We start from the raw sequence: 18,852 nt of genomic DNA on the forward strand, positions 1-18,852 counted from the left end.
CGCCCCGGGACCGGGACCGGGCCCGGGGCGTTCAGCCCTTGCCGTAGCGGGCCGCGATGCCGTCGAGCAGGAGTGCCAGCCCCTCCTCGAAGTGGCGGTCGTAGTCGGCGAAGATCTCCGGGCCGGCCGCCGCGCTGAGCGGGTAGTCGGCCATCCTGCGGGTGCGTTCGGCCACGTCGTAGCCCTCGCGGCGCTCGCCGGGCAGGGGTTCGACGCCCTGCTCCTCGGTGACGAAGCCGAGGGTGAAGACGTACGTCGTGGTGGTCGCCCGCACGGCCTGCGGGAGGGTGAAGCCGGCGGCGGTGAGCAGCCTCAGGGTCTCCTCCATCTGCTCGGCGTGCACCAGACCGGTGAAGCGGGAGCCGCTGAAGACCTTCGCGCCGTCGCGGTAGCCGCGCAGTGCCGCGCGCAGCCCCCGGTTGGCCTTCAGCAGGCGCTCGCGCCAGGTGTCGGCCGGGTCCAGGGGGGTCCCGGCGACCATCCGGCGGTACATCTCCGTCGCCATCTCGTCGAGCAGCGCCTGCTTGTCCTTGAAGTGCCAGTACAGCGCGGGCGCCTTCACGTCCAGCTCGCGGGCGATGGTGCGCAGGGTCAGGCCGTCCAGGCCGACCTCGTTGAGCAGGCGCAGCGCCGTGTCCGCGACCCGGCGGCGGTCGAGGGGCGTGCGCTGTCGTCCGGTCGTTCCACTTTCCACGCCTGACAGCTTGACACCTTAACGCCGTTAAGGGGATGCTCGTCATCGACACCGCTTAACGACGTTAAGGAGAGATGCGTGGAAACCGATGTTATGGACGTGCTGATCGTGGGCGCCGGCCCCACCGGACTCGCCCTCGCCGTCGACCTGGCCCGGCGCGGCGTCGACGCGCTGGTCGTGGAGAAGGCGGACGGACTGTTCCCCGGCTCCCGCGGCAAGGGCCTGCAGCCCCGCACCCGGGAGGTCTTCCACGACCTCGGCGTCATCGACGCGATCCAGGCGGCGGGCGGCGCGTACCCGGTCGGGATGATCTGGCGGGACGGCGAGCGGCTCGGTGAGTACCACCTGGCCGACCCCGTCGAGGCGGACGAGTCCGCGCCGTACGCCTCGTCGTGGATGGTGCCGCAGTGGCGCACCCAGGAGATCCTGTACGCGCGGCTGACGGAGCTGGGCGGCCGGGTCGAGTTCGGCCGGGAGGTCACCGGCATCGCCCAGGACGCGGACGGGGTCCGCGTCCGGTGCGCCGACGGGACCGAGCCGGCCGCCCGGTACGCGGTCGCCGCCGACGGCGGCCGCTCGGCCGTGCGCCGCGCGCTCGGCGTGGCGATGACCGGCCGGACCGTCGACCCCAAGCCGATGCTGGTGGCGGACGTCCGGATCACCGGCCTGGACCGGGACAACTGGCACTTCTTCGCGGCGGGCCAGGGGCCGGTCACCAAGGACAGCGTCGTGCTGGCCGCCTGCCCGCTCGCCGGGACCGAGGACTTCCAGGTCTACGCCGACTTCCCGGCGGGCACCGAGGTGGACCTCTCCCCCGACGGGGTCCGCAAGGCCGTCGCCGACCGCTCCCACCTCGCCGCCGAGGACGTCACCGAGGTCCGCTGGGCCTCGGACTTCCGGCCCCGTGAGGCCCTCGCCGACCGCTTCCGGGACGGCCGGGTCTTCCTCGCCGGGGACGCCGCCCACATCCACTCGCCGGCCGGCGGACAGGGCCTGAACACCAGCGTCCAGGACGCCTACAACCTGGGCTGGAAGCTGGGCGCGGTGCTGCGCGAGGGTGCGGACGCGTCCCTCCTGGACACCTACGAGGAGGAGCGCCGCCCGGTCGCCGCCGACATGCTCGGCCTGACCAGCGGGGTGCACCGGGGCGAGGTGCGGCGCGGGGAGGCGACCTCGCAACTGGGGCTGAACTACCGGGAGTCGTCGCTCGCCCAGGAGACCCGTACGTCCCCCGACGGCCCGGTCCTGGCCGGTGACCGCGCGCCCGACGGGACGGTGGCGGGCGTACGGCTCTTCGACGCGTTCCGGGGGCCGCACTGGACGCTGCTCGCGCTGGGCGCCGAGCTGCCCGGGGCGCTGCCGGGGGCGGTACGGGTGGTGCGCGGGCCCGCCCACCGGACGTACGGGAGCGGCCTGTTCCTGGTCCGGCCGGACGGGTACGTCGGCTGGGCCGGGGCTTCGGGGGCGGCCCTGCCGGGCGCGTACCTGGGGCGCGTGGGGCTGGGCTGACGGCGCCCTGCGGCAGGAGCGGCCCGGCCCCGGTGGACGCCTCCGTCGCAGGGGGGCTGCTCGGGGCTGCCGGGGGGCTCGGGGGCTCGGGGGGCGTTGCCGCGGCGGCTCAGGTGGTGCGGTGCCCGCGGCCGGTCAGCCGGCCCCGGCGCCGCGCCGTCCGCAGGAAGAGGACCGTCGGCACCGCGCAGACCAGGATGGCGAAGATGCTCGCCTCCGGTCCGAAGACGCCCCCGGTGAGCGCCTCGGGGCCGGAGAGGGTGCCGTGCAGCAGACCGGCCGGGGCGCCGTCGTCGCCGGAGACGGTCACGCCGACGATCCCGCTGAGGGTGAAGTTCCAGCCGAGGTGCAGGCCGATCGGCACCCACAGGGAGCGGGTGGCGGCGTAGGCGGCGCCGAGCATCAGGCCGGCCTCGACGGCGATCGCCAGCGCGCCCCACACGGTGGCCTCGGGGTTGACCAGGTGCAGCCCGCCGAACAGCACGGCGGAGACCACCAGCGCGCCCGTGGTGCCGGCCATCTCCTCGACGAGCCGGAAGACCACCCCGCGGAAGAGGAGTTCCTCCGTGACGGCGACCCCCGCCATCAGCCCGAACACGGTGATCGCGCCGCCGACGGACACCCCGCCCTCGGTGTCGTACCCGCCGCCGCACAGGAGGATCAGGACGAACGTCGCGGCGAACAGGCCGACGCCGGTCAGGGTCGTGGTCCACAGCTCCGGGCGGGCCCGCGCGGGGTCGAGTTCGGTGACCGGGCGCTGTTCCAGGGCCCGGACGACGCCCGCGTAGACGCACAGCGCGCCCACGGCGACGAGCGCGCCGCCGACGAGGGAGAGCACCGGGTTGTCGCCGGCCACGGCGCGCACCCCGGCGGCGAGCGCCGTCACGGCCAGGAACGCCGCCACCAGCACCACCAGCCGGACGCCGGCATGACGCGTCCGGCCGGAGGAGACGACCGGCGTCTGCGCGAACAGGGGCTTGAGCAGCGAGAACGGCGCTGCAGCCTTCGTGAGGTCCATGTCCGGAACGCTACGAGCGCGGGGCGGTGCGGGACGTCCCCCCGCGGTGGACAGCGCGTGTAGCTCCCTCGGGTGACACCGGCACCGCTGCCCCCGGCCCCGTTCAGTCGTCGGCGGAGACCAGCCCCACCCGGTGCGCGAGCACCACCGCCTGGACCCGGTCCCGCAGATCGAGCTTGGTCAGGATGCGGGAGACGTACGTCTTCACCGTCTCGCGGCTGAGCACCATCCGGTCGGCGATCTCCGTGTTCGACAGCCCCTCGGCGATCAGCCGCAGTACCTCGGTCTCGCGCGGGGCGAGCGCCGCCACCTCCTCCGGCAGGGCTGCCTGGCGGCGTCCGCCGGCCGGGCGGATGCGGTCGGCGAAGCGGCCGACGAGGTGCCGGGTGACGGCGGGCGCCAGCAGCGACTCGCCGGCGGCGACGGTCCGGATGCCGTCGATCAGTTCGCGCGGCGGCGCGTTCTTCAGCAGGAACCCGCTGGCGCCGGCCCGCAGTGCCTCGTACACGTACTCGTCGAGGTTGAAGGTGGTCACGACCAGGACCTTCACCGGGTCGGTGACCTCGGGCCCGGCCAGCAGCCGGGTCGCCTCGATGCCGTCGAGGACGGGCAGCCGGATGTCCATCACCACCACGTCCGGCCGCAGCCGCCGCGCTTCCGCGACGCCCGACCGGCCGTCGGCGGCCTCGCCCACGACCTCCAGGTCCGGCTGGGCGGAGAAGATCATCGCGTAGCCGGCCCGCACCAGCTCCTGGTCCTCACAGATCATCACCCGCAGGGTCATGCCGCCTCCGTCAGTGGTATCCGGGCGTGGACGCCGAACCCGCCGTCCGGCCGCGGGCCGGCCTCCAGTTCGCCGCCGCACACGCTCACCCGTTCGCGCAGCCCGATCAGTCCGTGGCCGCCGCCCCGGCCGAGCGGCCGGGGTCCCGCGGAGCCCACCGGACCCGCGGCCTCCGTCGCCTCGGTGACCACCTCGACCTCCAGCCGCTCGGCCCCGTACTCCACCCGGACCCGCGTGGGCCGCCCCGGGGCGTGCTTGAGGGCGTTGGTCAGCGCCTCCTGGACCACCCGGTAGGCGGCCAGTTCCACCGCCGACGCCATCGGCCGCCGCTCGCCGCGCTCGGTCAGTTCCACGGGCTGGCCCGCCGCCCGGGTCTGCGCCACCAGGTCCGCCAGGCTGCCCGGTACGGGAGCGGCGGGCGTCCCGTGGTCCGGTGGCCCGTCGGCCGCCTTGAGCACGCCCAGCAGGTACTGGAGGTCGGTCAGCGCGTGCCGGCCCGCGTCGCTGATCGCGCCGAGCCCGGTGGCGACCTTGTCCGGGGCGGCGTCGAGCATGTACTGCGCGGCGTCGGCCTGCACCACCATCGCGGTGACGTGGTGGGTGACGACGTCGTGCAACTCCCGGGCGATCCCGGCCCGTTCGCGGACGACGGCGGCCTCGGCCGCGAGCCGCCGCCGGTCCGCCTCGGCGGCCCGGCGGGCCCGGACGGTGCGGCCCGCGCCCCAGAACGCGGCCAGCACCAGGTACATCAGGGCGTACGCGGCGCCGTCGTGCGGGGCGCCCCGGGCGTGCAGCCCGAGCGCGAACGCCACGTACAGCGCGGTGCCCAGGCCCGGCAGCACCCGGTCCGCCGTGCGGCCGCCGTGGGCGCCCGCGCCGTAGAGGGCGGCGTACAGCCCGACGCTCGCGAACACCGGCGGGTACCCGCTCAGTTCGCGCGCCCCGAAGGCGAGCGCCACCAGCGCCAGGCAGGCCCCGGGCCACCGCCGCCGCACCGCCAGCGGCAGCCACAGCGCCGCGGTGAGCAGCACGCCGGGCAGGTCGTACGGCCGCTGCGGCAGGTCCCCGAACTGGGCACCGATCGACGCCGTCACCGGCGCGAACACCACGGGCGCGAGCAGTACGGTGCCCACCGCGTCCCGGGTCACGACGCCGAGCGCGTTCCAGCGGGCCACGGCGTCCCGCCCGCTTCTGACCCATGCCGCCACAGTCGCTTCCGCCACGGACGGGAGCCTAGTACCGAGTTGACGCGCCGTGCCGGTCAGGCACTGGCCAGCGACAGCTTCACCGCGAAGCCCAGGAACAGCGCCCCGGCCGCCGACGTGGCCGTCGCCGACAGGCGCCTGCGGCGGCGGAAGGCGGCGGCGAGCCGGGTGCCGCTGAATATCAGGGCGCTCAGGTACAGGAAGCTGAACAGCTGGGCGAAGGCGCCGAGGACGACGAACGAGAGGGCGGGGTAGGCGTACCCCGGGTCGACGAACTGCACGAAGAAAGCGATGAAGAACAGGATCGCCTTCGGGTTGACCAGGCTGACGACCAGGGCCCGGCGGAACGGCCGCTCGTCACCGGCGGGCGCGTCCGGCGCCTGCGCCGCGGTCCGCTCGCGCCGCGTCCGCCACATCGCCCAGGCCGCCCGCAGCATCCCGACGGCGAGCCAGGTCAGATACCCGGCACCGGCGTACTTCACTATCGCGAACAGTACGGCGTTGCCCTGGAGCAGGGAGGCGACCCCGGCGGCCGAGAGGGTCATCAGCACGGCGTCCCCGCACCAGACCCCGGCGGCGGCCCGGTACCCGGCGCGTACGCCGCGGCGGGCGGCTACGGAGAGCACGTAGAGGGAGTTGGGCCCGGGCAGCAGGATGATGAGGACGAGGCCCGCCAGGTAGGTGGGCAGATCGATGACGCCGAACATGGGAGGAGTGTCGCACGGGGGTACGACAACGCGCGGCGCCGTTTCAGCCGTCGAGAACGGTGATGCCCGCGCGGGGCCGGCCGGCGGCCTCGCCCAGGGCCGTCTCCCGCTCCGGTACGGCCATGGTGTCCTCCTCCCGTCCAGGTATCGGAGCCGCTCCGGGCGGGGAGACATCCGGGGTGACGTCGATGCGTGGGGCGCGTACGGGGACGGGGTTGGCCGCGCTGCTGGCGCTGGCCGTCGGGGGTGTCGGCGGCTGCACGGTGCAGCCGGTCGACGGCGACGGGAAGGGCCGCTCGCCGGTGCACATCGAGCTGCCGGGCAGCGGCGGCCCGGCGGCCACGGCACCCGCCGCTCCCGTGACCCCCACGGCCCCCGGGGCCGGCACAGCTCCCAAGGCCCCCACGGCTCCCACGCGGCGGAGCAGCGACCCGCCGCCCCCGGTGGTGCCCGCCCCCGTGCTCTGGGGACCCGGCGCCACCGGCCGGGACGTCCGCGAGGTCCAGGCCCGGCTGCGCCAGATCGGCTGGCTGTACGACGGACCGACCGGCACCTACGACGAGTTGACGGAGAAGGCGGTCCGCGGCTTCCAGCGCAAGCGCGGCCTGCCGGTGACGGGCCGGACGGACACGGTCACCTGGGAACGGCTGCGCGGCATGACCCGCGAGCCGGGCCACTGGGACCTGTACCTGATGGGCGGCCAGCCCGCCGCCGCGCCCGACCCGCGCTGCCTGACCGGCCGGGTGCTGTGCGTCAGCAAGGAGAGCCGGACGCTGCGCTGGATGATCGACGGCCGGACCGTGTCGACGATGGCGGTCCGCTTCGGTTCCCGGGGCACCCCGACCCGGGAGGGCGTGTTCTCCGTCTACTGGAAGTCCCGCAACCACTGGTCGACGCTGTACGACTCGTCCATGCCGTACGCGATGTTCTTCAGCGGCGGCCAGGCCGTGCACTACTCCTCCGACTTCGCGGCCCGCGGCTACGCCGGCGCCTCGCACGGGTGCGTCAACGTCCGGGACGAGGCGGCGATCGAGCAGCTGTACGCGGAGGTCCGCGACGGCGACAAGGTCGTCGTGTACCGCTGACGGGAGTGAGTGAGGGGAGCAAGTGAGGGGAGCAAGTGAGGGGGCGCGGACGGGACCGGGGGAACGAGTCCCGTCCGCGCGGGTGCACGAGCCACGGGTACGGGGGGAACCCCGGCTCTGTGCGGAAGCCGATGACCAGTCGGCTCACTTCCTACTGCGTCGGGGCGTCCGAAAGTGTCACACCGGCGCCGTGACGGCGTCCGCGACCTGGGCGGACTCCCGGCCCGAGCCCGTCGCCGAGCCCGTCGCCGGGCGCGCGACGGGGTCCGGACGGGACACGGACCGCCGGGCGTCCGCGCGGTGGCCGGCGCGGCCGTCGCCCGCCCGGTCGCCCCGGTTCTTCCTCCGGTCGGCCCCGTCCGTGCCGCAGTCCTTGCGGCAGTCCTTGCCGGGGCCGGTGCCGGGGCGAGTACCGGTGGCGTTGCCGCTGTCGGTGTCGTCGCCGATCAGGACGTTGGCGTTCCGCGTCGGCCGGGGGTCCCCGCCGTGCGCGCGGTCGTCCCTGTCCTCATCGTCGCGGTCGTCGCCGTCGTCGCCGTCGGCGCCCTTGGTGTACCCGTCGTCGCCCTTCCCGGTCTTCTCCCCGTCGCCGTCCTCGACGCCCTCCCCGATGCCGTCCCCGGCTCCCCCGGCGTTCTCCCCGGCCTTCTCCCCGGAGCCGGCGAGGAGCCTCGCGCAGTACGCGCGGACCCGGGCGGACCCCCCGGCCGCCTCCGTCAGGGCCCGTCGGCGGGCGCGGTCGAGTTGCTGGCCCGTGCGCAGGTCGCGGCAGGACCCGGCGAGGCCCTCGCGTGCCGCGGTGCCGTCGTCCGCCGGGTCGTCGGCGCCGGACGACCCGAGGTCCGTGTCCGTACCCGTGTCCCCGTCCGCACCCGTGCCGGGGTCCTGCCCCGTCGCCCCGCCGTCCTGCCGCGCCGAGGGGCCCTCCCCGGCCGGGGCGGTGGCGGAGCCGTCGGTGTCCTCGCGCTGCGGGACGCCGGGCGGGGAGGGCGACATCAGCGGGCGGTCGGGGGTGACCGCGGCGGAGGCGGAGGAGGCGGGCTCGGGGTCACCGCCGAACGGGACCAGCGCTCCGGTCCCGGCCGCCACCGCGACCCCGCCGACCGCGCCGGCGGCCAGCATCGCGGCCAGGCCCAGCCGCAGCGGGCGGGGCCTGCGAGCGCGCCGGGCGTCGCCGTCACGGCCGCCGATGCGTACCAGCGGGGCGCCGGACGTGTCCCGGCCGCCGGTCGGGGCCGGCGCTCCCGCCGCACCCGCCCGTTCGGCGTGCGCGGCGCGGAAGGCGGCCAGCGCGGCGGCCTCGCCGGGGAGTTCCGCACCGGCCGGCGGGGCCGAGGCGGCCAGCGCGGCGAGGGAGGCGGCGAGCCGTTCGGCGCGCGCCCGGGCCACCGGGTCGCCGGTCGGCGGATCTCCGCGCAGCACCCGCTCCGCCGTTTCGCGGTCCAGCCACCCGCCCTGCTTGTCGGCCATCACATGTCCTTCTGCGTCCGCGCGCCGCTTGGCGTCACAGTCGCGGACGTCACCGCACGGCCGCGCGGTTCTCGCCGCGTCGGCAGCACGCGGAGCCCGGCGGCCGATTCCGGATCGTCGCCGAGCAGTTCGGCCAGCCGCTTCAGGCCGCGGTGCGCGGCGGTACGGACGGCCCCCGGGCGTTTGCCCAGCGTCTTCGCGGCCGTCTTGGCGTCCAGGCCCACCACGACCCGCAGGACGACGGCCTCGGCCTGGTCCTGGGGCAGCGCGGCGATCAGGGAGAGGGTGGTGCCGGTGGTGAGCGCCTCGATGGCCTCGCCGGCGGTGTCCGACGGGGCGGCCCGGCCGGTCAGCTCCGTCTCGTCGCCGCCGATCAGGGGGCGGCGCCCGCGCATCCGGACGTGGTCCAGCGCGCGGTTGCGGGCGATCGTGGCGGCCCAGCCGCGGAACCGGTCCGCGTCGCCGGCGAACCGGTGCAGGTCGCGGGCTATCTGCAGCCACGCCTCGGAGGCCACGTCCTCGGCGTCGGATTCGCCGACGAGCGTGCGGACGTAGCCGAGCAGCCGTGGGTGCACCGCGCGGTACACGGTCCGGAACGCGGTCTCGTCCCCGTCCTGTGCCGCGTGTACGGCGGCGGTCAGCTCCGCGTCGTCCCCCAGCACCGCGCGCGCCTCTCTTTGCGCCTGACTCTCCGTGGGTGGTTGCGGTGGTCCACCGCAGCTCGGGACGGGGGCACCGCCCTCCGCACTCCGGCGCGAAAGGCACGTTACGTCGTGAAACCGGTCCCCGTCCATGCCCGGAGGACAGGCCGTACAAGACGCAACTAAGCCGTGACACACGGGGTGTGACACAAATCGCGAGCCCGGCGCAGTAGGAAGTACGGGCCGCCGCGCGGCCCGTGCCGCGCGACGGCCGGGGCCTCTCCTGTGGGGGGTGGCGGCCCCGGCCGTCTGCGTGACTTCTACCCCTCTGACCTGCGGTGATGCAAGGCGTTGCCCATCGCCGTGACCAGTAGCGTGACCAGCGCGTCCGGCACTCCACGCGATGCCCTCCACACCGATGCGCCGAGCTGTCCCCGCCGCTAGCTTGCGGGCGCCTTCGACTCGGCGCTTCCCGTACTGGGCCATCGTGTATCCCGGCGAGTGGTGCCTCACGTTCGCGGAAACCCCCACCGGGTTCACGCTCGCATCCAGATCGTCAGTGACTTTGCTGTGCCTCCAGTCGGGGACGCGGGAAGCGGGCCCTGTCCCGCACGAAATAGTCGCTGACCTGAGGATTCATCTGGCCGCAGTGCCTGACCCACGGTCCCGTCGCGGCATCCGCCACGTGGACGGCCCTGCTCAGCGCCGCGGCCGCCGCCGTTGCGACCAGCGCCGCCTCGGTCACGGCGATCGGAGAGTGCGTCGCCGACGCCCCGCAGCGCGCCCCATCCGTCTCGTCCTGACCGCCGCGGACGGCGACGCCCTCGACCGCGCCCTCGGCGGCTTTCTCCAACAACGCCAGACCTCGGTCCCGGGACGACGAGTCATCGCCGTCGACGGCAAGACACTCCGCGGCTCCTGCACCGCCGGGCGGCCGGCCACCGCCCTGATCTCCGCGATGACTCACAGCGGCCAGGTCCTTGCCCAACGGCAGGTCGACGGCAAAAGCAACGAGATCCCCGCCTTCGCCCCGCTCCTGGACAACATCGACCTGACCGGCGCCGTCGTTACCGCCGATGCCCTCCGTACCCAGCACGACCACGCCGCCTACCTGATCGAACGCGGAGCCCACTACCTTGCCGTGGTGAAGCGGAACCACCCCGGGCTCCACGAGAAGGCCCGGCGCCTGCCCTGGCGAAACATCCGCCTGGACCACTACGAACGCGGACGCGGCCACCACCGCGACGAGATCCGTCATCTCAAGACGGCCGCGTTCGCCCACCTCGACTACCCGCACGCCCGCCAGGCCCTCCAAGTCGTCCGCTGAAGAGGGGACCTGGGCACGGGCAGCTGGCAAACGAACGGATCCACCTGGTGGTGGATCCGGAAGCCGAGTTTTGCGGGACTCACCCGGCTCCGGCGGCGTACCGGCGTTGCCCGTACCGGCCCGACGCCTGCCGGAACCGGGCGCCAGCACACCCGGCGCCCACCTCGGCGCAGCTCGGAGTGACGAGTCCACCGACTGACGCACGCCGCCCCGATCCCAGCAGCGGAGAGGTTCAGCCACCGTAGAGGGTGGGCGGGTCGACCAAGTCGGGGCAGAAGTCGTGCAGGGAGTACAGGGCCAGGGCGGCGGCAGCAGTGCCGTATCCCTGATCCGAGGGCAAGGCCCGGATCCATTCCAGATGCTCCAGGTCACCGCTCCCCCGGCGTGGCGGTCGCCTTGGCCTCGCCCAGCAGCGCGATCCTCACGCGGGGGCTGGGGACGCTCGCCGCGACCAGGGGGATGACGTCGACCTGGTGCTTCGCGCGGGCCGCCTGGTCGGCGACCTCGACCACACGTGATCAGTAGCGATCAAGGACGGTCAGGTACACCTGGAAGCCCTGAAGCCGGTGCCGCGGGCGCCGACCTCAGGAAAGTTGGAAGTGCTTCGAGACCGTCGGCTGCCGTTCTGGGCGCATCTTGACTTGCAGCCCTCCACACCCGGCACGCGCCCTCGGTACCTTCGTCGTAGAAGCCGCTACGGATGGAGCATCGATGCCTCGCCGCCCGTTGGAAAGCCGGCGCCTCACCTCCAGGGGGGCGTACTGATGCTGGAAGAAGCCGAAGAGATCGGCCGTCGTGTACGCCGCGCACGGCTCCGCCTCGGCATGCCTCAGGCCGACCTCGCCGCTGCCCTGGGCAAGACCCAGGGGTGGGTGTCCAAGATGGAGCGCGGGCACATCGAACTCGACCGCGTCGGTCTGCTGAACCTGCTCGCCTCGGAACTGCACGTCCACCCCAACGACCTCATCGGGCGTCCGTACAACAGCTCCCCGGCCGAGAATCAGTGGCAGGTCGCCGCCGCCTCGATCATGCGCGAACTCCGCCGCCACGATCTCGCCCCCGTCTTCGACGGCACCCCCCGGCCGGCCCAACAGCTCTGGCAGGAGACCACCCGCCTGCACCGCCTCCGCGATGCCGCCGCCAACGTGGCGATCATGGAGGTACTTCCGGACCTGTTCCGCGAGACACGCGCTCTGGTCGAGGTCTCCACCGGCCACGAACAGGAGGAGGCGTACGCCATCTACGCGGTGTGCTGCAAGTTCGCTCACACTGCGGCGCACGCTCTCGGACATCCCGAACTGGTCGCTATGGCCTGTGAGCGGGCTGCCTGGTCCGCGCGGCGATCCGCCGATCCGGTCATGCCGGCCGTCGCCGACTGGATGCGTGTCTGGGACATGTGGGCCACGGCCGATTGGGACGACGCCATCGCTCTGTCGGACAAGGCTCTTCGAAGCGTGCAGCACGAGTACGACCAGGGCGAACCGCTTGCCGTGCGGGCTTGGGGCTCGCTGCAACTGCGTGCGGCTGTCTCCGCTGCACGGGCCGGCCGTCGTGCCGAAGCTCGGGACCGCATCAAGCACGCCTGGGCCGCGTCGGGCCGGATGGCAGAGTACGGGGGCCCTCCCGTGTACGACCGCCACAGCCTGACGTTCTCGCCCGGCAACGTGCAGATTCACGCGATCAGCGTCGCGTTGGAGATGCGCGAGCAAGGTCGGGCATTGTCGATAAACCGGCGCATGCGTCCGGAGGTGATCGAGTCGCTTCCCAACTCTCGTCGTGGCCACTACAGCATGGACGTGGCACGCGCTTGGTTGTGGGACGGAAACCGGGACAAGGCACTGAAGGAACTGGAGAAGGCCGAGCGCATCGCGCCCCAACTCATCCGCAACCACCCCATCGCCCGGTCAACCCTGCGCAGCATCGTGTACGCCGAGCGAGCGAGCACACGCGAGAAGCTTCGTCGCATGTCAGACCGCTTCCACCTCGACGGCTGAGGGTCGTATTCCTGCGGTTCATATTGGGCCCCGGAGATATTCCTAGCTTCGGGGTATGGCCGATCGAAGCGTGAAACAATCACCAGAACCAAGCGCAGAGTTAGGCGCCGGTGCCCCTTTTCATCCCCGCCTTGGTGAACTTGCCCTTGACCTCGCCAAGGCGGGACGAATCGGGGTGGTCGTCGCTCTCCCTGGTGGCACCTCGGCGTCATACCAACTTCGCCCGCCCGGTGGTGGTGAGGACTGGCGCGCCCGGTCGGACGGAGCCACACTGCGCCCCGTACCGGTACCGGTCACGCACGTGACACCCATCCGGCGAGATGCCGTCTATGACCACCGCGCTCGGCAAGCGGCGCTGCCGGTGACCGTCCACTACGAGGACGGCGGTGTCTGCGAGACCGTGCTGGTTCTCACGTCGGCACAAGTCGAGCTGTACTCCATCCAGTTCGGGCGCATCATCGAGGTGGGAGACACGGCACGGGAGCCGTCGCGGTGAGCTCGGCCGTGCTGACGTTTCCGCCGCCGGCCTCTTTGGGCGGCGCTGCGCGGCCTCCCACCGCCTTCCACTGTGAAGCCACCGCATACGACCTCAGCGGCACCCGCGAGATTCCGCTCGCCGCCTACTGCGGCCGTTCCGCCCGCCTCGCCGCCCGCTGGTTACGCACTGAGGCACACCACCTCGCTCGGCTGTTGGCTCCGGACCCCTGCGCCACATCCCTACGGGGCGCTCCCCTCACTACCACAGGCACGGACGTCGCCCGCCCTGACGCCGAGTTGCGCGCCTGGGTGAGCAACGATCACGCGTACGAGCACGCCCTGCTCACCCTTGCCGCCGGCCGAGGCTTCGTGTTCACCGTGACGGACTACGACGCCCGGTACTCCCTCCGGGTGCATCCGCTGTCCGCCAGGCGCCAGGCGCCCCCGCAAGCCCCGGCCCCCGCCTCGGATGGTCACCTCGCTCCCCCGCCACCGCAGCCCTCGCGGGCGGCGCGCCACCCGATGATCCCCGCCTCCGCGTCTCCCATCACCCGGTGCTCGGACGGGTCCAGCACCTGTCCTGAGCCTTACCGCCCAACCAAGGGAAGTGAGCAATGGAACAGTTCGAGCGTGCGCGTCTCGATTCGTACTTCGCTCGTATCGCGGGGACCTTCGCCCCGGAGGAGAAGCCGTCAGCCCTCCTGATCACACACCTGCTGTCCGAGCGACCCGCGTTCGTGCGAGCCGTGGGCATCAACACCAACCTGCGGGCCGTGCTGCCCAAGCCCAAGTCCATCGACCTCACCGCCCGCCGCGAGATCGAGAAGACGACACAGTGCGACACCCTCTCGCGGGAGCTGTTCGAAGACCCGGCCGGCGCAGTCGACTATGTCGAGTCGCGGGCCAGCGGTGAACCTGTCGTACTGCTCGACGTCGGCGGGTACTTCGCGTCCACGCTCATCGCCCTGTGCGAGCGGTTCTCGGGCCGCGTCCTGGGCGTCGTCGAGGACACAGAGAACGGGCACAAGCGGTACGCGAACGCCGAGAAGCTGCCCTGTCCGGTCGTCTCGGTCGCCCGTTCCCCGCTGAAGGACCCCGAAGACTTCCTCGTGGGTCAGTCGGTCGTCTTCTCGGCCGAGGCCCTGATGCGCAGCCGGGGAGACATCCTGCACGGCCGCACGGCCCTCGTGATCGGTTTCGGCAAGCTCGGTTCCAGCATCGCTCGGCTGCTGCACGCCAAGGGCGTACAGGTCACGGTGTACGACCTCGACCCCATCCGTCGCACACAAGCGCTCTCGCAGGGCTTCACCGTCACCAGGGACCGCGACACCGCTCTGCACGGCGCCGGGCTGGTCCTGTGCGCGACGGGTGCCGTCTCCCTGCAGGGCGAGGACTTCTCGGCCCTGCGGAACGGCGCGTACGTCGCCACGGTCACCAGCAGCGAAGACGAACTCGACCTGGCCGGTCTCCCCGACGTGTACCAGCGCACCCCGAACGGGGAGCACATCACCCGTTACCAGACCACCGGGCACTACTTCTACCTCCTCAACGGCGGCAACGCCGTCAACTTCCTGCACGGCGCCAGCGTGGGCCCGTTCATCTACCTCGTTCAGGCGGAGATCCTCGCGGGCGTCCGGAATCTGGCCCGCGGCGACCTCCGGCCCGGTATGCACGAGGTCGACGCCGCCGACCGAGCGGCCATCGCCGGAACGTGGCTGAACTACTTCAACCGCTAGGAGACGCAAACCCTATGCCGATCACCGCACAGCACGTACGCGACACCGTCGCTGCCTACCTCGCCGACCACCCGGAGGAGAAGGACGCTCTCTACGCCGTGGTCGAGGCAGTGGAGCAGGCCGGCGATTCGGTCGCCTCCCGCGAAGAGTTCCGCGGACACGTCACCGCCGGTGCCGCTCTTGTCCGCCCTGACGGCCGCGTCCTCACCATCGAGCACCGGGCCCTGCGCAAGTGGCTGCTGCCCGGCGGGCACGTCGAGGACAGCGACACGACGCTTCGGGAGGCCGCTCTGCGGGAACTGGCCGAAGAAACCGGCATCAGCGGTGACCAGGTCGAACCGGCCGGCGACGCACCCCTTCACATCGACGTTCACTCGATCCCGGCGAACGACCGCAAGGGCGAGCCGGAACACCTGCACTTCGACTTCCGGTTCCTGTTCCGGACCACCGCCGACGCCGTCGAGCTGCAGGAGGAAGAGGTCACGAACTACTCCTGGCAGTTCGCCGACATGCTGACCGCCGAGCCGCTGCGCTCCCGCGTCATGGCAGCCGCAAACCACTCGTAGCGGGCCACAGCAGGCAGCCGTACAGCTCTCGACAAACCCGACAGAATACGGCTTCCCCGCCGACCGCCGCTTGCCATCCGCGCCACGAGCGGCGGACGCCCACATCCAGAGGCCGGATCACCCCACCGCTCCCCGCCCCGCCAGTCGTTCCGGTGCCGGGTGCGGACGGTACGGAGGGGTCCGGTGTCGCGGGCGGCGCGGAAGGCGGCCACGGCCCGTAGCTCGTCGCCGCTCTCCGCGACCGCCGTGCGGTCCGCTCATGTGCTTTCCCGCTCCCGCCCTCCGTCCCCGCCCCGGTCATGTCGGCCCGCCCACGCCGCACACACCCTCGGCACCGAGCTGCCGGGCCAGTCGCCCCAGCCCCCGGTAGGCGGCGATGCGCACCGCGCCGGGGCGTTCGCCGAGGACGCGGCCGGCGGCCGGGCCGTCCAGGCCGACGACAACCAGCAGCAGCACCGCCTCCGCCTGGTCACGAGGCAGCGCGCGCACATAACCGAAGAGACGGTGCTGCACGATCCGGTACGCGACCGCGAAGGCGGCCTCGTCGCCCGCCTGGGTCCGCGCCACGGCCGCGCCCAGTTCCTCGTCGTACGCGGGCGTCCGGCGCCGTTCCCCTCCCTGGCCCTGGCCCAAGAACCGTCCTCGTCCGTGCCGAGTGGCGGGCGTGCCCCACTGGGCCCGCCCGGTGCGGCGCGGCCGGTCCCGGCCGTGCCCCCGCCTCCACGGTCGTCAGCGTCCGGCTTCCCCGACGTCACAGGCGTGGGGGTGCCGTGCGGGTCACGGGGAGGTCGTCGCCTCCCGGCACAGCAGCCGCAGCGAGCCGTCGCCGGCGTAGCAGCGGCGGGCCTCGTCGATCGGGTCCCACAGGCGGCCGTCCGGGGTGCGCACCCAGTGGTCGCCGCCGCCCGCCCACCACTCGCCGCCGGTCTCGCGGACGATCACCTCACCGGCGTAGGCGCCGAAGCCGCGCAGCACGGTCTCCACCGCCGCGTACGGCGCCTCCTCGCGGCGGATGCCCTCGATCGTCCGGTCGACGCGCCACAGGCTCCGCGCCGAGTAGTCGAGGCGCAGCCGGGCGCCCTCGCGCAGGGCCGTCACCGCGTCCGCCGCCCACCGCACCGGCCGGGCGGCGGCGGAGGGCCGGGCCCCCGGTGCCGCCGTCGCTGTCGCTGTCGTGCTGATCCAAGTCGTCACACCGGCAGCAGCGTCGCCCGGTGACCTTTCGTCACGCGGATCGGGGCGGCTGCCCGCAATCGACGCAGAACCGCCACATCTCGGCCCCGACGGTCACGAACGCGCCACGACGCCCAGCCGGTCCAGGAGACGGAAGAAGAGGTCCTCGGCGTTCCCGGCCGGCGGCTCGGCCGTCAGTACGCCGAGCAGGTCGCCGGGCCGGACCGGGTGCCCGGCCTCGGCGGCCCAGGTGACGGCCCGTGCCGCGGCGTCCGGCGGCTCGAGGAAGTAGTCCTCCAGGGTCAGGCCGTTCTGCTCGGCGCCCAGGTACCCGGCCATCGCCGCCCGCCCCAGGCAGGTCGTCCACGCCCCGCTCTCGGGTGCCGCCGCCTCCACCACCACGCAGGCGCCGTCCATGACGTACCCGAACAGCGCGGGCGCGCCGGTCTGCGCGGCCAGGTCGTTCATGTTGCCGACGCCCGACTCGCCCGGGTACTCCCACACCTGCCAGCCGCCCGGCGCGGACGCGCGCAGGCTCATGCCGTCCTCGGCACCGGGCAGCGCGTCCAGCGCGGCGAGCGGCCGCTCGGCGCGGCCCACGACGAGATACCCCCAGTAGCCCATGTCCGGCTCCCCCGTGTTCCGTTGGCTCGTCCACAGACCACCACAGTCCAGGGGAGTTCGCAGCAACTCCCGGGCAATTCCCGCGTCGTTCCGGTCCGGAACGGCGCGGGAATCGCCACAGACGCGCGGGCGTACGCGGGTCAGTCCAGTCGGCCGGACAGCTCGCGGAACTCTGTCCAGGACAGTTCCGGGTCGTCCGGGTCCCAGAGTTTCTGGACCGTTGCCGCCAGCGGCAGCCGGATGCCGGCCGCGACCTGGTCCTCGGTCTGGGCGCTCGGGTAGTCGCCCCAGACGGCGAAGCTGCCGCCGAGGATCTGATCGTCGTACTTGGCGTCGACCGGCTCGGTGCCGCGGATCACGCGCGGGGTCCACTGCTCGTAGATCCGCTCGCCGGTCGGGTAGACGAAGGTCTGCGGCTGGCCGAGCACGTAGTAGAGGAACTCGTCGTTGTAGTTGATGACCTCACGGCCCTCGGCGAGGTACTCGGCGGGCTGCCGGGCGCCGATCTCCTTGCCTGTCCAGTAGGCGACCAGGATGTCGTCGGCCGCCGCCGGGTCGCTGTCCTTGAAGAAGCCGTCGTTCCAGGCGCGCGGGGTGCGGTCGTTCTTCTGGACGGTGGCGGCGCGGTCGTTGAGCCAGCCCGCGGTGAGGTCCTCGACGGTGGCGCCGGAGCCGTACTTCTCGCGGGCCGCGGCGGCGAGCTGCGGGTAGGACGCCTCCGGGTCGGAGACGGTCAGCGCCTGGTACTCGTCGCCGCCCAGGTGCCACTGGCCGCCGGGGAAGACGTCGGAGTACTCGTCGATCAGGTCGTCGACGATCTCGGCGGCCCCGGGCTCGGAGATGTCGATCGCGCCCTTGGTCGCCGTGCCCTGCGCGTTGCGCAGCTGGAGGTCGGGGTGGGCGGCGATGACGGCGCCGAGGTGGCCGGGCGAGTCGATCTCGGGGACGACGGTGATGTGCCGCTCCTCGGCCAGCGCGACGATCTCCTCGACCTGTGCCTTGGTGAGGTGGTCGGCCGAGACGATCTCCGGGTGCGAGGAGGACTCGATGCGGAAGCCCTGGTCGTCGGAGAAGTGCAGCCCCAGCTCGTTGTACTTCAGGTCGCCCAGCTCCCGTATCCGGTCCTTGATCCAGTCGGCCGAGTAGTGCTTGCGGGCGATGTCCAGCATGAACCCGCGCCGCTCCTTGGCGGGCTCGTCCTTCACGACCCCCTCGGGCGCCGCGCCGTCCGCCCGGACCGCCTGCTTCAGGGTCCGGGTGCCGTAGAAGACGCCGCTCTCCCCGGGCGCGCTGACGGTGACCCGCCCGTCGCGCACGGTCATGGTGTACGACTCGCTGCCGGCGCCGCCCGCGTCCGCGGTCTCCAGCCGCAGGTCCCCGGACTTCTCGTCGTCCTTCTCGCCCGCGTACGTCAGCCCCAGCTCGCTCGCTATGAGCCTGCCCTCGTCGGCGAGGGCGGCGTCGGAGACGACGACCCGGTGGTCGTCGGCAGGCTTCCAGCCCGGTCCGCGCGCCGGGGTGTGGTCGCGTACGGCGGGTATGGTGCGGGGTTCGCCGGACAGGGCGTAGGACCGGGTCGGCGACGGGCTGTCCGAGGGCGAGGCCGCGGAGAGCCCCTCGGCGGAGCGGCCCGCCGACCCCGATGACCCCCCGTCGCAGGCCCACAGCCCCGCGCCGAGCGCGACGACCGCCGTACCGGCGGCCACCGCCCGCCGCCCCGCCCTCTGCCTCGCCGGTCCACGGCGTCCGTGCTGACTCACGGCGTCAACCTACGGCCGGTACCGACAGGAAACGTCCAGCACCCGTTCTGAAACTCTCCCGTTCGGGTGAAATTCAGGTATC

The 18,852-nt window shown here is 73.1% G+C and carries 18 protein-coding genes and 1 pseudogene; 7 read left to right on the forward strand and 12 right to left on the reverse strand.

Features of this window, described 5'->3' with window-relative positions:
* Nucleotides 1-31: 31 nt before the first annotated feature.
* Entirely contained in the window at nt 32-694 is a 663-nt protein-coding gene (locus ACIQR3_RS02365) for a TetR/AcrR family transcriptional regulator (RefSeq protein ID WP_403532998.1), read from the reverse strand.
* A 93-nt stretch (nt 695-787) separates the two neighbouring features.
* Here ACIQR3_RS02365 and ACIQR3_RS02370 point away from each other — a divergent pair, with 93 nt between their 5' ends.
* The gene (locus ACIQR3_RS02370) at nt 788-2,203 is read left to right on the forward strand and encodes an FAD-dependent oxidoreductase (protein ID WP_403533959.1); all 1,416 of its coding nucleotides are present in this window, start codon (nt 788-790) and stop codon (nt 2,201-2,203) included.
* A gap of 109 nt (nt 2,204-2,312) precedes the next feature.
* Here ACIQR3_RS02370 and ACIQR3_RS02375 read toward each other — a convergent pair whose 3' ends face one another.
* From ACIQR3_RS02375 to leuE, 4 genes are all read right to left on the reverse strand, one after another.
* Nucleotides 2,313-3,221 (reverse strand): lysostaphin resistance A-like protein, encoded by a 909-nt coding sequence (locus tag ACIQR3_RS02375; protein WP_403533000.1) that lies wholly within the window; start codon nt 3,219-3,221, stop codon nt 2,313-2,315.
* Between the two features lie 103 nt (nt 3,222-3,324).
* Nucleotides 3,325-4,005, reverse strand: coding sequence for a response regulator (locus ACIQR3_RS02380; RefSeq protein ID WP_403533001.1), 681 nt, complete (start codon nt 4,003-4,005; stop codon nt 3,325-3,327).
* Nucleotides 4,002-5,228 carry a sensor histidine kinase gene (locus tag ACIQR3_RS02385; protein ID WP_403533004.1) on the reverse strand — a complete coding sequence of 409 codons (1,227 nt, stop codon included), beginning with the start codon at nt 5,226-5,228 and terminating at the stop codon, nt 4,002-4,004. The genes ACIQR3_RS02380 and ACIQR3_RS02385 overlap by 4 nt, the downstream gene beginning before the upstream one ends.
* 38 nt (nt 5,229-5,266) lie before the next feature.
* Nucleotides 5,267-5,917, reverse strand: a complete 651-nt coding sequence (leuE, locus tag ACIQR3_RS02390) for a leucine efflux protein LeuE (RefSeq protein WP_403533007.1) — start codon at nt 5,915-5,917, stop codon at nt 5,267-5,269.
* A gap of 188 nt (nt 5,918-6,105) precedes the next feature.
* Between leuE and ACIQR3_RS02395 the strand changes: the two genes are divergently transcribed.
* Entirely contained in the window at nt 6,106-7,002 is an 897-nt protein-coding gene (locus ACIQR3_RS02395; RefSeq protein ID WP_403533962.1) for a L,D-transpeptidase family protein, read from the forward strand.
* A gap of 177 nt (nt 7,003-7,179) precedes the next feature.
* Here ACIQR3_RS02395 and ACIQR3_RS02400 read toward each other — a convergent pair whose 3' ends face one another.
* Both ACIQR3_RS02400 and ACIQR3_RS02405 read right to left on the reverse strand, forming a co-directional pair.
* A complete protein-coding gene (locus ACIQR3_RS02400; protein ID WP_403533010.1) occupies nt 7,180-8,472 on the reverse strand; it encodes a hypothetical protein in 1,293 nt (430 codons plus the stop codon).
* Complete coding sequence (locus ACIQR3_RS02405) at nt 8,472-9,134, reverse strand: RNA polymerase sigma factor (protein ID WP_403533013.1); 663 nt, start codon at nt 9,132-9,134, stop codon at nt 8,472-8,474. The genes ACIQR3_RS02400 and ACIQR3_RS02405 overlap by 1 nt, the downstream gene beginning before the upstream one ends.
* A gap of 736 nt (nt 9,135-9,870) precedes the next feature.
* Here ACIQR3_RS02405 and ACIQR3_RS02410 point away from each other — a divergent pair.
* Nucleotides 9,871-10,440, forward strand: coding sequence for an ISAs1 family transposase (locus tag ACIQR3_RS02410; RefSeq protein WP_403533016.1), 570 nt, complete (start codon nt 9,871-9,873; stop codon nt 10,438-10,440).
* A 232-nt stretch (nt 10,441-10,672) separates the two neighbouring features.
* On the opposite strand, the pseudogene ACIQR3_RS02415 reads toward ACIQR3_RS02410, so the two are convergent.
* Nucleotides 10,673-10,946: pseudogene (locus tag ACIQR3_RS02415) on the reverse strand (ATP-binding protein); the annotation flags it as partial.
* Nucleotides 10,947-11,204: 258 nt separating this feature from the next.
* Between ACIQR3_RS02415 and ACIQR3_RS02420 the strand changes: the two are divergent.
* From ACIQR3_RS02420 to ACIQR3_RS02435, 4 genes are all read left to right on the forward strand, one after another.
* Nucleotides 11,205-12,434 (forward strand): helix-turn-helix domain-containing protein, encoded by a 1,230-nt coding sequence (locus tag ACIQR3_RS02420; protein WP_403533018.1) that lies wholly within the window; start codon nt 11,205-11,207, stop codon nt 12,432-12,434.
* Between the two features lie 361 nt (nt 12,435-12,795).
* Nucleotides 12,796-12,930, forward strand: a complete 135-nt coding sequence (locus tag ACIQR3_RS02425) for a hypothetical protein (RefSeq protein ID WP_403533020.1) — start codon at nt 12,796-12,798, stop codon at nt 12,928-12,930.
* Between the two features lie 595 nt (nt 12,931-13,525).
* A complete protein-coding gene (locus ACIQR3_RS02430) occupies nt 13,526-14,647 on the forward strand; it encodes an adenosylhomocysteinase (RefSeq protein WP_403533023.1) in 1,122 nt (373 codons plus the stop codon).
* Nucleotides 14,648-14,661: 14 nt separating this feature from the next.
* On the forward strand, nt 14,662-15,213 hold the full coding sequence (locus tag ACIQR3_RS02435) for an NUDIX hydrolase (RefSeq protein WP_403533025.1): 552 nt from the start codon (nt 14,662-14,664) through the stop codon (nt 15,211-15,213).
* Nucleotides 15,214-15,510: 297 nt separating this feature from the next.
* Here the strand turns inward: ACIQR3_RS02435 and ACIQR3_RS02440 are convergent, their stop codons facing one another.
* The 4 genes from ACIQR3_RS02440 to ACIQR3_RS02455 form a co-directional block, all read right to left on the reverse strand.
* The gene (locus tag ACIQR3_RS02440; protein ID WP_403533027.1) at nt 15,511-15,846 is read right to left on the reverse strand and encodes a hypothetical protein; all 336 of its coding nucleotides are present in this window, start codon (nt 15,844-15,846) and stop codon (nt 15,511-15,513) included.
* 144 nt (nt 15,847-15,990) lie between these two features.
* The gene (locus tag ACIQR3_RS02445) at nt 15,991-16,407 is read right to left on the reverse strand and encodes a hypothetical protein (protein WP_403533030.1); all 417 of its coding nucleotides are present in this window, start codon (nt 16,405-16,407) and stop codon (nt 15,991-15,993) included.
* A 93-nt stretch (nt 16,408-16,500) separates the two neighbouring features.
* Complete coding sequence (locus tag ACIQR3_RS02450; RefSeq protein ID WP_403533032.1) at nt 16,501-17,010, reverse strand: hypothetical protein; 510 nt, start codon at nt 17,008-17,010, stop codon at nt 16,501-16,503.
* A gap of 140 nt (nt 17,011-17,150) precedes the next feature.
* Nucleotides 17,151-18,770: a glycoside hydrolase family 20 protein gene (locus tag ACIQR3_RS02455; protein WP_403533034.1), complete on the reverse strand. Its 1,620-nt coding sequence runs from the start codon at nt 18,768-18,770 to the stop codon at nt 17,151-17,153.
* Nucleotides 18,771-18,852: the final 82 nt, after the last annotated feature.

It is taken from the genome of Streptomyces sp. NPDC090994 (assembly GCF_044768905.1).
Taxonomy (GTDB): domain Bacteria; phylum Actinomycetota; class Actinomycetes; order Streptomycetales; family Streptomycetaceae; genus Streptomyces.

Excerpts from the sequence above, each read along its gene's own strand:
- ACIQR3_RS02375 (WP_403533000.1), bottom strand. The coding sequence starts at position 3,221 with ATGGACCTCACGAAGGCTGCAGCGCCGTTCTCGCTGCTCAAGCCCCTG.
- leuE (WP_403533007.1), bottom strand. The coding sequence starts at position 5,917 with ATGTTCGGCGTCATCGATCTGCCCACCTACCTGGCGGGCCTCGTCCTC.
- ACIQR3_RS02430 (WP_403533023.1), top strand. The coding sequence starts at position 13,526 with ATGGAACAGTTCGAGCGTGCGCGTCTCGATTCGTACTTCGCTCGTATC.
- ACIQR3_RS02435 (WP_403533025.1), top strand. The coding sequence starts at position 14,662 with ATGCCGATCACCGCACAGCACGTACGCGACACCGTCGCTGCCTACCTC.
- ACIQR3_RS02370 (WP_403533959.1), top strand. The coding sequence starts at position 788 with ATGGACGTGCTGATCGTGGGCGCCGGCCCCACCGGACTCGCCCTCGCC.
- ACIQR3_RS02400 (WP_403533010.1), bottom strand. The coding sequence starts at position 8,472 with ATGGCCGACAAGCAGGGCGGGTGGCTGGACCGCGAAACGGCGGAGCGG.
- ACIQR3_RS02380 (WP_403533001.1), bottom strand. The coding sequence starts at position 4,005 with ATGACCCTGCGGGTGATGATCTGTGAGGACCAGGAGCTGGTGCGGGCC.
- ACIQR3_RS02395 (WP_403533962.1), top strand. The coding sequence starts at position 6,106 with ATGCGTGGGGCGCGTACGGGGACGGGGTTGGCCGCGCTGCTGGCGCTG.
- ACIQR3_RS02450 (WP_403533032.1), bottom strand. The coding sequence starts at position 17,010 with ATGGGCTACTGGGGGTATCTCGTCGTGGGCCGCGCCGAGCGGCCGCTC.
- ACIQR3_RS02420 (WP_403533018.1), top strand. The coding sequence starts at position 11,205 with ATGCTGGAAGAAGCCGAAGAGATCGGCCGTCGTGTACGCCGCGCACGG.